We start from the raw sequence: 12,301 nt of genomic DNA, 5'->3' as shown, positions 1-12,301 counted from the left end.
AGGTAATGATCGTTGAGACCAGTACGTCCGCTGCCTCTCAGGAAGCAGGGCTAGACCCCAAGCACGTCATTCGAAGGGTACTGGCAAAGCACGGCATCGCGACCCAGTTCATCATGCATATCGACCCTGATGCACAAGCTAAGAGGCGGAAGACCAAAGCGGATGATCGTGATTTCAAAGCTACCAACTCGATCATCGAAGCGATTCGACTAAGCGGGCACCTCCCCGTTCCGACGCCCAAAGTAAAATCGATGCCGGCGAGCACAACGGTGCTGTCGATTTTGCTGGATAGAATTCAGGATAAAGGCCCGGCCATCTATCTGCCGGTTATCACCCGGACGGTGTTGGGCGGGAATAAACCAGAGGTTTTCTGGTTCGAATCTTGCCTGGATTCCAATGGCAAATGGTTCAGCTACGGCGAGGGCTTGGCCGCCATCCACGGGACGGACACTCTGCTCAAGCCTGACCAATTGAAGGCATTGGTCACCCAATCCTTGCTGGACTGCAAGATCAATTCGAACGACTCGTTGATCGTCTGCCTCGATGCCAATCTAAGAACCTTCTATGGAGCATTGAAAGATGGCCCCGGGGAGGGTCTTCCTCCCGTCCCATCAGATGCCGCTGTCGTCCGCATTCGAGCCGATCACCAGGTAGCACAGATCAGCGGCAACCACACCTTGTCTCCCAACTCGGCTCACTACATCGGGACGAAGGTGGGAGCTTTTCAATCTTGCGAGAGCGCCTCGGTATTTTATTTCGTGTCACCGTCTAAGCAGTACGGCAGCGTTCGCTCACAGCGCGAGAACACAAGATACGACGTATCAGAACGAGACCTGCGAGATCCATGGCAGCAGTTGGGCGTAACAGAAATCACGATCATAACGCCCGGGGCATTTAGCACTGCGACAGTGATCGCTGAACAGGTCGCCTTGCTGTGCAGGAACCCTTCACTGTGGGACGGCTACCTGCGTCTGCCTGGGCCCATGCACTTGGGCAAACAAGTAGCGGCAGACCATCCAATTTTGGAAATGCGACGCAAGTCTGAAGCGAACCGGTATGGAAATTAGGGAATCTAATGTGTGGGGCACTGAAGCCGGTCAAATAGTCACTTGTTAGCACTCGGTCTTAAGTTGTGCTCCATATGCACTGGATTTTGGTTCATATTGACCAGACGAACCCTAGTCTGCCATTCAAATGTCTCGATTCTGCTCACATATAACCACACGAAAACTAAGAGATAGGTTACAGGGAACGTAGCAGGGAGAGGATTTCATCTGAACGGCGAAGGGTGTGCCTTATGGCGCATCGTGTTTCCATGGAAACACCCATTCATAGATGCAACTGGTCCCCGTAGAAGCCGCTACTTGAAGCTATCCCGTGTTTCCATGGAAACAACAACCATTTCGCAGTCACAACCCTTGTCCGTGGGAACCGCCACTCGCAGTAACCCCGTGTTTCCATGGAAACAGCCATTCACAGTCCCAACACTTTTCCGCGGTGCCCGCCCACTCGAAGCTACCCGTGTTTCCATGGAAACAACCATTCACAGACACAACACTTTTCCGCGGCACCCGCGACTCGAAGCTACCCCGTGTTCCATGGAAACAACCATTCACAGTCACAACACGTTTCCGCGGAACCAGTCGCTCGCAGCTACCCCATGTTTCCATGGAAACAACCATCCTCAGTCACAACACGTTTCCGTAGGAACAATCACCCGCAGCTACCCTGTTTCCATGGAAACAACCATTTGCAGTCACAACACGTTTCCGTGGAACCACCACTCGCATCTGCACCGTTCTGCATGGAAACACCCTTTGATAGACACAATCCGTTTCCATCGAAACGCTGTTACTGCACCATCGTCGCCCTTCGCAATGGTCAGTCCATTCCATGACGCCCGTGTCGCTGGGCGTCACTATTTAGCAGCAGCTGCGCTAACCGTGCCAGATTGCGCGCATCGTCGATGGCCCTGTGATGCTTGCCCTCCCAGGAAAGGCCTATGCTCTCCACTGCACACTTCAGCCCTAGCGCACGGCAAGCGAAAATCTTCCAAAAGCATTTCTTTAAATTGATATGACGCGCTGGATCCAGCAATACATCTACCCCTGCTCTGATAGCGTCCTCCTTCAGCTGCTTCCGGTCGTAATCTCCCCAAGAGCACCAGCGCCAGCCTTCTGTATCTCGCGGCGCCAGCCAGTCACCAAGCTGATCTTGTACCGCCGCGAAACGCTCCGCAGTGTCGACATCAGATTGAGATATGCCGGTCAGCCCCGTGCAAAACTCAGTTAACTTGGGGCGAAGCAGCGGCCGGACGAACTGTCCAAAATGATCAACAATCCTGTACTCCAACTGAACATCCAACAGCGTGATACCAACTTCAATTGTCTCCATCTCATGGCGCTGGACTTCCAACACATGGGCGTTCCGGGCCGCCTCGTCTAGCCCGACTGGGTAGTCATCACAGGTCGCTTCTAGATCCACGCAAAGTAACCAGCGACTTTCACCAAGTTGTTGACGAAGGGCATCAAGCTGCCCCCAACGCTTTACCTGCATGACACCCACCCCTCTTAATAAGTAATTGCATCGCGCACACCCTCTGTGCTCATTTCATAGTCACTACTCGTCCCTGTGTAAACCGCCACTCGCGGCTATAACAAACCGGGGAAGCGCCTATTCGCGCTAACTTTCTGAATTTCAAAAACCTAATCATTAGCATCACCTGTTTAAAGTTTCCAAGCATCAACATAAACAAGATCTTTGATAGCTTTCCGCATAGGCAACCACATACACACATAAAAAAGTGGCTTTTTGTCAATAAGCATAAATGAGAAATATTGCTAAGCATCAGCTAAAAATTATAATTGGAGTGATCAATAACCACCTCAATGTAAGCACATTTTAAAAGGACTGGGGAAAATGAGCCAAAATACAGACTCTCGAATCTACAAAATCGCCAACATCGTCCATTACATTATTCATTTCGGAGCGGTGCTATTGGCTACGCTCTATATCTTGCAGGATTATTCGATATCAATATCCATTGATACTGGAACCGATGCCTCACACAGTAACCCAGGCGTTAGCAAGCAGACGAATACCGACAGATGCGTAAATCATTGTGGCTGCTCTTTACCAGGCACAAGTCAATAGACAGACCCGCATACAATGCATCCGCGCTAAACCCTGTAAAACAGCCCCGCCGATCAAAGTTACAGAGTAACCGGTAGCCTTGCGGTGCCACACACTTGCCTACGTACAGCCAAGCAAAAGCCCTTGGCCGGCGGAACTAGTTATTTTTAAAATGACCATGAAGGTATCTAATTTTAGAAATGCGATACTTGCGAATTCTAAAAATACGTCTGACAAAGGGTTACGCAGATGAAATAGGAGCGCGGTTGGTTTGAGCACGATGAACCGTAGTCAGGCGTCACGAAAGGGTCGGTATCGGATGCTTTCGAGTATTGAATCAGAAGACAACGAGCGAATTCCTACTTTGAAGGCGCTAACGATAGGCTGGAGACTGACCTATATCGATGCCGGTGATGACAGCGATGACTTAATTGTTGAGCTGCCCGACGATTTACTCCGAGCCACGGCTTGGGCAGAGGGCGATCTGCTGGAGATGGAGGCGGAGGCGGAGGCGGCTCCGAGTGACGAAGCGCACGCTGTGCGACGCTTGCAGCGTCAATACGTCCGATACGGCCATGGCCTCCTGCAGGCGCATTAGCGCAATGCCGACGCCGACGCCGACGCCGAGGGCATGCGACTATGCAAGTCCTGCTGCAGTTACGCGATGGCCACGCCGACGCAAGAATCGCTACGATTATTCGTATTAGGGCTCAGCAATAATTATCGCTAGCTCATAATTCAGATAATCGCAGCACGACCCTCGCGACCAAGGATCTGCCTAAATGAGCAAGACAACAGGACTGGTAATCCTATGGTCCTTGTGAGCAAAAAATGCCGGTCATTTGACCGGCCTCTTTGCTATCTCGCTGCAGCAGCGCTTGTTATCCAATCATCGACTTCGTGCTGAAGCCAGCGACTTGCACGGCCTATCTTGACTTGCCTCGGGAAGTCGCCCTCCCGAATCCGGCAGTAGATGGTCTTGCGGCTCAATCCGACCTTACGGCTAACGGCATTGAAGTCCAAGAGAATCATCTCAGACATAAGCCACCTCCCGTATCGAGAGATAAAAAGGCAGGCATAGGTACAGCAGTGGTGTTGTTTTCCCCATTGGTAATTGCTCAGACGGATCGTGCCTTCCAAGGCATTAGTTCTACTTCTCCAGTTCCGCTACGCATCAAGTAGACAACAGCATAGCGGCAAATCTGGCGGCTCCGCATAACCACCACCCCTGTATATTTTCACAGCACCTCAAGTCACGCAACAAAATACTTGACTTTTAGAACGTTTATCCAATCTCGAACAAATCCAGCTGTTCAGCTTGATGCTCATCCTCATCAGAACTATCGAGCAGACGACTCAGCGCAGCATCGAAAGCCTCCATGGTTGGGCGCATCTGGGCCAATTTCGCTTCAGGGTTATTGCGGTAGTGTGTAACGACAACACCTGTTTGCCCGTGTGATTGCAGCGCGTCACTATCGAAATCCTTGATGTCGTTGCGCTGCATGAACTGCGTGCACGTGCGCCGGATATCACGCGGTGTAAATTTCGGAACGGGCTGGCAGTCCAGCTTTGCATGCTCAGTCGCAAACCACTCGGCCACCGCATGAGACAGGCTGGACGCGTGAATCGGCTTTTGTCCACCAACACTCCAGGGGTATATAGCCCCTGGAGACTGCAAGGCACGAACCTGTTCAAGGACCTGCAAGGCCCTACTGCTTAAGGGAACGAAGTGAGCACGTTTTTTACTGCCACGTCCTTTGCTATCGATGATCTTCAAGTACTTCTTTTGAAAGTTGTAGCTGGTCCAGGGCTCACGGATAAACTGGAGGGGGCGCTGCCCTGCAGTAGCAAAAGCAAAATGGAAGACACGCGCCATAATTGCACCAACCGAATCGACCTTGGTAATGGTGTGCCAAAATTGCCTCAGCTCCTTATCAGTCAGAGCGCGCTCGCCAGGCTTTGAAGTGTTCGGGACAGTCACTGGGTCCGCAGGATTCATCTGAAGTCCGTAGCTTTTATTACTGCTTCGGTCGATATGATGCTCAGCTTTCAGGCCAAAATTGAAAGCAGCCACGAGAAACGAACGAACCTTGCCCGTCTGACGCCCAGCTCCCCTATCCCAGATTGGTTTCAGCAGAAGATTCACATGCTCCGGCCTGACATCCTTGGCCTTCATATTCATGATGTTGAGCCGTTCCTCTTGGCCTTCCTTGCTTACGGCTACAACTTTCTCGCCTTCCAGATCCTTAGACAGCACACGCTCGAACTCCTTGATCTGCGCAGCTGAAACTCCATCACGGCGACGGTCTTCGATGTAATCCCGAAACAATTCAGACAAAGTGCCTTTTGAAGCCTCTATTGCAGCAAGTCGCTGCTGCTCATGCAGCTGACGCTGGCGTTCGGCTTGCACAGCCTCTTCCTCAGCAGCACATCTGGCTAGGTAAGCCTTGATGTCACCATGCTCTGCAGCGATCTTTGCGTAACGCACCGCTTGCTCGCGAAGTTCAGTAAGCGAGAGACCCGGGTTCTTTGGTGTTTTCTTGAAGACACCTAGTTTTATCTTCTGCCCCCCTCCATCACGACGGCGGTAGTACGCCTCTACAGCCCCGGAGTCGCGACAGGTGAATAAGATCGATCCACTACCACGTCCTGGTAACGAATCAGTGGCCGTCTGACCAGGCTTCAGAGCCTTCAGCGCCACATCCGTCAGATACTTCCTACTGCTCGTTTTGCCCGATTCCACTGCCATTTTGAGTACCGCTTTGCGTACCGTTTCTTAGGGCATGACAGGCCACACCCGGAACCAAGGAGAAACACCTAACCCCTTGAATTTAGGGTAACGCGCTAAATCGGCTTTTTTCGGGAGACGCTGGGAAACGACCAGAAACGTGCTTTTTACTGCCTCATAATCCTTTGGTCCACGGTTCGAGTCCGTGTGGGCCCACCACCTTCAAAGCCGCGCACCGCGCGGCTTTTTCGTTTATCACTGTTCAATCGGCGATCCTTCTTTTTTCAGCTCATTGCTCTCCAGCCGTGCCCATCCGCCGTTAATAACCAGATCGTATATAAACAGCAGGAAAGGTTTCTGGACTCTCTAAGCTGACGTCTCTATCTTGCGCCGCGGGCCCGTTGTTCCGACGTGCCTCAGTCGCCACCCTTAAGGACGTCCATGCTTCCAGAATCGCTGCCGCTGTTGTTCGTCTGCGCTTTGCTGCTCTGGGTATTGGTGGCGTTCGTGAGGGAGAGCTGGAGTCCCGATATCGTCGTGGCGATCGCCGTGGCGGTGCTGCTGGCAACGCAGTTGCTGACACCTGGTGAGGTGCTGGGCGTGCTGTCCAACTCGGCGCCCGTCACCATTGCCTGCATGTTCATCATCTCGGCGGCGCTGGAGCGAACCGGATGCATCGATGCGCTGGGCAACTGGCTGGGTAATCTGGTGGGCACCAGCCCTGCACGAGTCTTGTTCGGCCTGACGATTACCGCGCTGGTGATTTCCGCCTGCCTGAACAATACGCCGGTGGTGGCAATCCTCACGCCGGTGGCGATTTCCCTGGCCAAGCGTGCCGGCACAACCCCCTCGAAACTGCTGATTCCACTGTCGTACGCGACGATTCTCGGCGGCACGCTGACCATGATCGGCACCTCGACCAACATCCTCGTCGACGGTGTGGCGCGCAAGGCCGGCCTTGCGCCCTTCGGCATGTTCGAGATCACCGCGGCGGGACTGATCTTGGCCGCAGCCGGCATGCTCTATTTGCTGACCATCGGCAAGCATCTGCTGCCGGAACGCGACACCCTGTCCAAGCTGCTCGGCCCACGCCTTGATCGCAACTTCATGACCGAGCTGCGTGTGCCGCTGAACTCGCCGGTGATCGGCAAGACCATCGCCGAGGCCAACCTAAACGGCGGCAGCGGGCTGCAGGTTCTGCAGGTGAATCGCAACGCGCAGCTGTTCAGCCGTCCGGAACATGACTTCACCCTGACCGCCGGCGACCTACTGATGATCCATGGCCAGGTCAAGGACGTGGTGGAGCTGCGCGAAAGCGGCCACCTGACCTTTAACCGGGGCGACGCCTTCGAAACCATCAGCAGCGAAGACGTGATCCTTGCCGAAGCCATCGTCGGCCGCGGCTCGCGCTACAGCCACCGACCGATGCGCGACCTCGACCTATCCGCGCGCTACGGCATCAGCGTCTTGGCCGTGCACCGGCAGGACGAGAACATTCAGGGCAACTTCGACGATTTCCAGCTGCAGTTCGGCGATGTGATGCTGGTCGAGGGCACGCCCGCGCAGATCAAGCGTTTCGCCGACAACGGCGAGCTGATCAGCCTCAACGCGATACAGGAGCGCGCCTTTCGCCGCGACAAGGCACCGATCGCGATCATCGCCACCCTGGCGGTCATGGTGTTGGCAGCCTTTGGCGTGATGCCGATCGAAGGCCTGGCGATCATTGGTGCGGCCGCGGTGTTGGCGACGCGCTGTCTGGACGTCGAGGACGCCTACAAGGCAGTCGACTGGAAGATCCTCAGCCTGATCTTCGGCATGCTGGCAATCAGCATCGCCATGGACAAAGTTGGCCTGGTACAGCTGGTCGTGCAGAACGTAACGGCCATTACCCCCTGGGCCGGCCCGCTGTTCATGCTGTCGTTCATCTACCTGCTGACCTCGATGCTCACCGAGATGCTGTCGAACAACGCGGTGGCCGTACTGATCACTCCGATCGCAATCGGCCTGGCCCAGCATCTGGGAGTCGACCCGCGCGCGTTCGTGGTCGCCGTGATGTTCGCCGCCAGCGCCAGTTTCGCCACGCCGATCGGCTATCAGACCAACACCTTCGTCTACAACGCCGGTGGCTACCGCTTCACCGACTTCCTCAAGGTGGGCATACCACTGAACCTGCTGTTGTGGGTCGTGGCGACGCTGGTGATTCCGCTGTTCTGGCCGCTCACGCCGCTCTGACGATAAGGCTTGCCCTGGATCATTGACCGTCCAGGCGTTCAGTTTCATGCTCTCGGGCCTTTGCCCCCGACGAACAAGAACAAGGAGCGCACCATGAAACTGGAAACTCTCGCCATCCATGCAGGCTACAGCCCGGACCCGACCACCCGGGCGGTGGCGGTACCGATCTACCAGACCACTTCCTATGCCTTCGACGACACCCAGCACGGCGCCGACCTGTTCGATCTGAAGGTGCCGGGCAACATCTATACACGCATCATGAATCCCACCACCGACGTGCTCGAGCAGCGCGTCGCGGCACTGGAAGGCGGGGTGGCGGCACTGGCCGTTGCCTCGGGAATGGCGGCAATCACCTACGCCATCCAGACCATCGCCGAGGTCGGCGACAACATCGTCTCGGTCGCCAAGCTCTACGGCGGTACCTACAACCTGTTCGCCCATACCCTGCCGCGCCAGGGCATCGAAGTACGCTTCGCCGCCCACGATGACATCGCCGCCCTGGAAGCGCTGATAGACGAACGCACCAAGGCGGTGTTCTGCGAATCCATCGGCAACCCGGCGGGCAACATCATCGACCTAGCCGCCCTGGCCGAAGCCGCACACCGCCACGGCGTGCCGCTGATCGTTGACAACACCGTCGCCACGCCGATGCTCTGCCGCCCCTTCGAGCATGGCGCGGACATCGTCGTGCACTCGCTGACCAAGTACATGGGCGGCCACGGCACCAGCATCGGCGGGATCGTGGTCGACTCCGGCAAGTTTCCCTGGGCGCAGCACAAGGAGCGCTTCGCGCTGCTGAACACGCCCGATGTGTCCTACCACGGCGTCACCTACACCGAAGCGTTCGGTCCCGCCGCCTTCATCGGCCGCTGCCGCGTGGTGCCGCTGCGCAACATGGGCGCGGCCATTTCGCCATTCAATTCGTTCCTGATCCTGCAGGGGCTGGAAACCCTGGCGCTGCGCATGGAACGCCATTGCGAGAATGCACTGAAGGTCGCCGAGTTCCTGCAGGCCCATCCGCAAGTGGCCTGGGTCAAATACGCCGGGCTACCGGATCACCCCGAGCACGAACTGGCTCGCCGTTATATGGGAGGCATGCCGGCGTCGATCCTCTGCTTCGGTATCGAGGGCGGCATGGAAGCCGGCGCGCGCTTTATCGACGCGCTCAAGCTGGTGGTGCGGCTGGTGAACATCGGCGACGCCAAGTCCCTGGCCTGCCATCCAGCCAGCACCACGCACCGCCAGCTGAATGCCGAGGAACTGGCCCGCGCCGGTGTGTCACAGGACCTGATCCGGCTATCCATCGGTATCGAGCACATCGACGACATCCTCGCCGATCTGGCCCAGGCGCTGAGCGCGTCCAAGGGCTGACTCGCGCTTGATATCCGCCACCGAGGCTCCACATTAATGGCATACCGCCGTGGAGCCTCGTCATGACCGAATCACTGATCGTCCCCTGCGCGCACTGCGCCAGCCTCAATCGTATCCCCGCGGACCGGCTGCACGACGCACCGCGCTGCGGTCGGTGCAAGGCCGAGGCGTTGCCAAACGCTCCGTTCGACTTGCAACAGAGCCAGTTCGCCAACCAGATCAAGGGCGACCTGCCGCTACTGATAGATGTCTGGGCCAGCTGGTGCGGGCCCTGCCGCAGTTTCGCCCCGACCTTTGCGCAGGCTGCCAGTCAGCTCCAGGGCCGCTGCCGCCTGGCCAAGCTCGACAGCGAGGCCAATGCACAGCTGTCGACGCAACTTGGCATCCGCTCGATTCCCAGCCTGATCCTGTTCCGCAACGGCCGTGAGGTCGCCAGACAGAGCGGCGCCATGCCGTTGCCGCAGCTGATGGCGTGGCTGGCGCAGCACGGCGTGAAGTAAGTCACCGCAAGGAGGAAGTTCCGCTGAAATGTGCACGCAGCGCGTATACCGGAACGATTGTCGACGCCGTCGAGTCCACTGAACATCAGTGACTCAACAGGAGCGCCTTATGTTCGACAAGCCTTCGCATACATTCGAAATTAACTACATCTACCAGAACGATCCGCGCGCCGAGACCTATGACGCCGATGCGGACAGCCTGTCTCAGGGCGAAGCGGCTCGCCATCTCATCGAGCTACACAATGGCGACGCCGAGAACAGTCTGGTGATGCCTAAAGCGGGTGCTGACGAAGCACAGTTACTTGAGCAGGCCGAAGTCATGGGCATCACCGACATCCGCGCTACCCGTGTGCCCAAGCAGGAGAAAGGCGAAACCCCTGCCCATTACAAACAGCCCTGACCTGATAGCTCGCCCTGCAAGCAGGCAGGGCCCCTCAGTAGTAGTACCAGCGCAGTTGTAACTGGACTTCAGTTTCGGCCTCGGCGCGATGGCTGAAGCTACGCTCCAGGCCCAGACGCAGGCCGATATCGTCATACAGTTCGAACTGCTGAGCGAAGCTGATGCGTCGGCGCACTTCGCCGTTGTGGAAATAGTCGCCGCGCGCTTCAAGGAGCAGATTTCCCGCTCTATTCCGCCAGAGCAGTCCGCTATCGAAACCCGCGGCCGGACTGATGGCCGCGCCGAAATCCGGGTTGTGCTCAAGCCGGGCCGTAGCCAAAGCAAAGCCGAGCAGACCGTCTCCAAACTGCCACGTGAAGCCACCGCCGCCGTTGAGATGCCCCACCAGTCGATCCTGATCAGCCTCCGGCACGCGTTCCAACCCCGCGGCGACCTGCCAGGACCAGGGCCTCAGCAACGGCGTAACGGGCGTCAACGAACGAATTCCGGCCAGGTCCAGCCGTTGCAGCGTCCAGCGGTTGCCTTCGTACTGACGCATCCGCAGCTGGGCGATTTCAATCTGCGCGCCCATCGGAAAGCCTTCGAGATTGTCGAGCAGATCGTGATAGGCCATGCGCAGCCCATACTCGGCGAAGGCTCGATCACCGTGGCTGCCGAGGCCGAACTGCAGCGTGCGTGACTCATGGCCATATTCAGGCAGAACCGGCCGCTCGACCTCCAGGCGAGGCGGCGGATTACGATTGATTGCCTGCAGCAGACGATAGCTTTGAGCGGCATTGGCCGCATCGCGCTCCTCTCCGGTGACGCGATAGCGAACCAGGCGGTAAGCGCCATCCTGAATCAAGGCGCGGCGTTCTGCCGGCAGCTTGAGATAGTCGCTCTGCTTAAGCACCTGTGGATCGTCGGCCAGTTGGCGAACCCAGGTTAGTTCCTCGGTTTCGAGTGGCTCGGTGCGAGCCAGCAATTCTCGCTCACGCGAAGGGCGGTAATCGATACCCTCGACAAGCCCTGCATCGATCACGGCGCGCACGGTGTCGGCCGGTATTGCAGTTAACGGAAACTGCGCAGTCAGCCTGAGCCCGGGCCGGGCGATTTCCAGCAATTCAAGCAGGCGGTACGAGCAATTCTCGTCAAAGAAGAAGTAATCGAAGCGTATCTGCTTGAGCTCCCAGACATGCTCAAGCATCCGCCCCGTCTCATCCGGCGTCAGATTCAGCCGGTATTCCCACAGATCACGATTCTCTAGGCGGCTGTACTCGCCGATCTTCTCGCGATACGGCAGCAGCGAAAACAATCCGGGATAGCCTCCCATCAGGCCCTTCCAGGCATAGAGGATGCTGTTATCTAACCCTTCGATGAAGGCCCCGAAATTGAGCGCGGAACTCAGCAGGGGGCTACCCTGTGTATCGATGTTGGCCTGATCGATACGCAGCAGCGTATGACCGAACATTGATGATGGGCTATTGAGATAGGCCGCTGGGAAGACCAGCACGGCCCTGTGCGGCGCGACTTCGGCGAACCAGATTGTGAATTCGGAGCACTCGACCGCTGGCAGATCGGTCAGGCTCAACTGCTCGCGTAACCAACGGGTGCGCGCGGGGTAGACACATTGAGCATGCGGGTCACCCTGATCCGCGGGAGCATAAAGGGCGGCGAGCGTCGCCGCGAGCTCAGCCGCCGGATCTTGTTCGCCGCCCTCGGCCAGGAAGAAGTCATCATCATCGACATAGCTTCGCCAGCCGCCAAGCTTGCCGCGCTCGTAGTGACCAAGCGAATGCCAGTAGGCCTCGTCGGCAAGCCGATGCAAGGCAGAAACAGGGGGTGGAGAAGCCAGCACGACGGCGCTTAGGCTACATAGCGCCAGCAATAGCAGGGGTCGAAGCATATTCGGCCAATGGCAAGCGGATATGAAAGTGCCCGCCGGAGCGGGCACAATGG

10 protein-coding genes are annotated in these 12,301 nt (G+C 57.0%); 6 read left to right on the top strand and 4 right to left on the bottom strand.

All coding sequences use genetic code 11. The annotated features are described in order from the left end of the window. Positions 1 to 5: 5 nt before the first annotated feature. The gene (locus BM275_RS22425; RefSeq protein WP_244153882.1) at positions 6 to 1,067 is read left to right on the top strand and encodes an RNaseH domain-containing protein; all 1,062 of its coding nucleotides are present in this window, start codon (positions 6 to 8) and stop codon (positions 1,065 to 1,067) included. An 814-nt stretch (positions 1,068 to 1,881) separates the two neighbouring features. On the opposite strand, the gene BM275_RS14855 is transcribed toward BM275_RS22425, so the two are convergent. Continuing rightward, the gene (locus tag BM275_RS14855) at positions 1,882 to 2,556 is read right to left on the bottom strand and encodes a 3'-5' exonuclease (protein ID WP_045632900.1); all 675 of its coding nucleotides are present in this window, start codon (positions 2,554 to 2,556) and stop codon (positions 1,882 to 1,884) included. An 847-nt stretch (positions 2,557 to 3,403) separates the two neighbouring features. On the opposite strand from BM275_RS14855, the gene BM275_RS14850 reads away from it, so the two are divergent. Further along, the gene (locus BM275_RS14850) at positions 3,404 to 3,730 is read left to right on the top strand and encodes a hypothetical protein (protein ID WP_139229576.1); all 327 of its coding nucleotides are present in this window, start codon (positions 3,404 to 3,406) and stop codon (positions 3,728 to 3,730) included. A gap of 260 nt (positions 3,731 to 3,990) precedes the next feature. Here BM275_RS14850 and BM275_RS14845 read toward each other — a convergent pair whose 3' ends face one another. Beyond that, entirely contained in the window at positions 3,991 to 4,164 is a 174-nt protein-coding gene (locus tag BM275_RS14845) for a helix-turn-helix transcriptional regulator (protein ID WP_082065062.1), read from the bottom strand. Between the two features lie 253 nt (positions 4,165 to 4,417). Beyond that, positions 4,418 to 5,881 carry a site-specific integrase gene (locus tag BM275_RS14840; RefSeq protein WP_045632897.1) on the bottom strand — a complete coding sequence of 488 codons (1,464 nt, stop codon included), beginning with the start codon at positions 5,879 to 5,881 and terminating at the stop codon, positions 4,418 to 4,420. Between the two features lie 420 nt (positions 5,882 to 6,301). Between BM275_RS14840 and BM275_RS14835 the strand changes: the two genes are divergently transcribed. From BM275_RS14835 to BM275_RS14820, 4 genes are all read left to right on the top strand, one after another. Further along, the gene (locus BM275_RS14835) at positions 6,302 to 8,092 is read left to right on the top strand and encodes an SLC13 family permease (protein ID WP_090522040.1); all 1,791 of its coding nucleotides are present in this window, start codon (positions 6,302 to 6,304) and stop codon (positions 8,090 to 8,092) included. 93 nt (positions 8,093 to 8,185) lie between these two features. Continuing rightward, on the top strand, positions 8,186 to 9,463 hold the full coding sequence (locus BM275_RS14830; RefSeq protein WP_014821707.1) for a bifunctional O-acetylhomoserine aminocarboxypropyltransferase/cysteine synthase: 1,278 nt from the start codon (positions 8,186 to 8,188) through the stop codon (positions 9,461 to 9,463). A 62-nt stretch (positions 9,464 to 9,525) separates the two neighbouring features. Beyond that, positions 9,526 to 9,963: a thioredoxin TrxC gene (trxC, locus tag BM275_RS14825; protein ID WP_041015153.1), complete on the top strand. Its 438-nt coding sequence runs from the start codon at positions 9,526 to 9,528 to the stop codon at positions 9,961 to 9,963. Between the two features lie 109 nt (positions 9,964 to 10,072). Further along, positions 10,073 to 10,363 carry a hypothetical protein gene (locus tag BM275_RS14820; protein WP_090522038.1) on the top strand — a complete coding sequence of 97 codons (291 nt, stop codon included), beginning with the start codon at positions 10,073 to 10,075 and terminating at the stop codon, positions 10,361 to 10,363. Positions 10,364 to 10,397: 34 nt separating this feature from the next. Here BM275_RS14820 and BM275_RS14815 read toward each other — a convergent pair whose 3' ends face one another. Further along, a complete protein-coding gene (locus BM275_RS14815; protein ID WP_090522036.1) occupies positions 10,398 to 12,248 on the bottom strand; it encodes an Lnb N-terminal periplasmic domain-containing protein in 1,851 nt (616 codons plus the stop codon). Positions 12,249 to 12,301: the final 53 nt, after the last annotated feature.

It is taken from the genome of Stutzerimonas kunmingensis, assembly GCF_900114065.1.
Taxonomy (GTDB): domain Bacteria; phylum Pseudomonadota; class Gammaproteobacteria; order Pseudomonadales; family Pseudomonadaceae; genus Stutzerimonas; species Stutzerimonas kunmingensis.
This window is presented reverse-complemented; position numbering and strand designations above follow the sequence as displayed.

Coding starts and splice junctions, on each gene's coding strand:
- BM275_RS14835 (WP_090522040.1), top strand. CDS start 6,302: ATGCTTCCAGAATCGCTGCCGCTGTTGTTCGTCTGCGCTTTGCTGCTC.
- BM275_RS14845 (WP_082065062.1), bottom strand. CDS start 4,164: ATGATTCTCTTGGACTTCAATGCCGTTAGCCGTAAGGTCGGATTGAGC.
- trxC (WP_041015153.1), top strand. CDS start 9,526: ATGACCGAATCACTGATCGTCCCCTGCGCGCACTGCGCCAGCCTCAAT.
- BM275_RS14840 (WP_045632897.1), bottom strand. CDS start 5,881: ATGGCAGTGGAATCGGGCAAAACGAGCAGTAGGAAGTATCTGACGGAT.
- BM275_RS22425 (WP_244153882.1), top strand. CDS start 6: ATGATCGTTGAGACCAGTACGTCCGCTGCCTCTCAGGAAGCAGGGCTA.
- BM275_RS14820 (WP_090522038.1), top strand. CDS start 10,073: ATGTTCGACAAGCCTTCGCATACATTCGAAATTAACTACATCTACCAG.
- BM275_RS14815 (WP_090522036.1), bottom strand. CDS start 12,248: ATGCTTCGACCCCTGCTATTGCTGGCGCTATGTAGCCTAAGCGCCGTC.
- BM275_RS14830 (WP_014821707.1), top strand. CDS start 8,186: ATGAAACTGGAAACTCTCGCCATCCATGCAGGCTACAGCCCGGACCCG.
- BM275_RS14855 (WP_045632900.1), bottom strand. CDS start 2,556: ATGCAGGTAAAGCGTTGGGGGCAGCTTGATGCCCTTCGTCAACAACTT.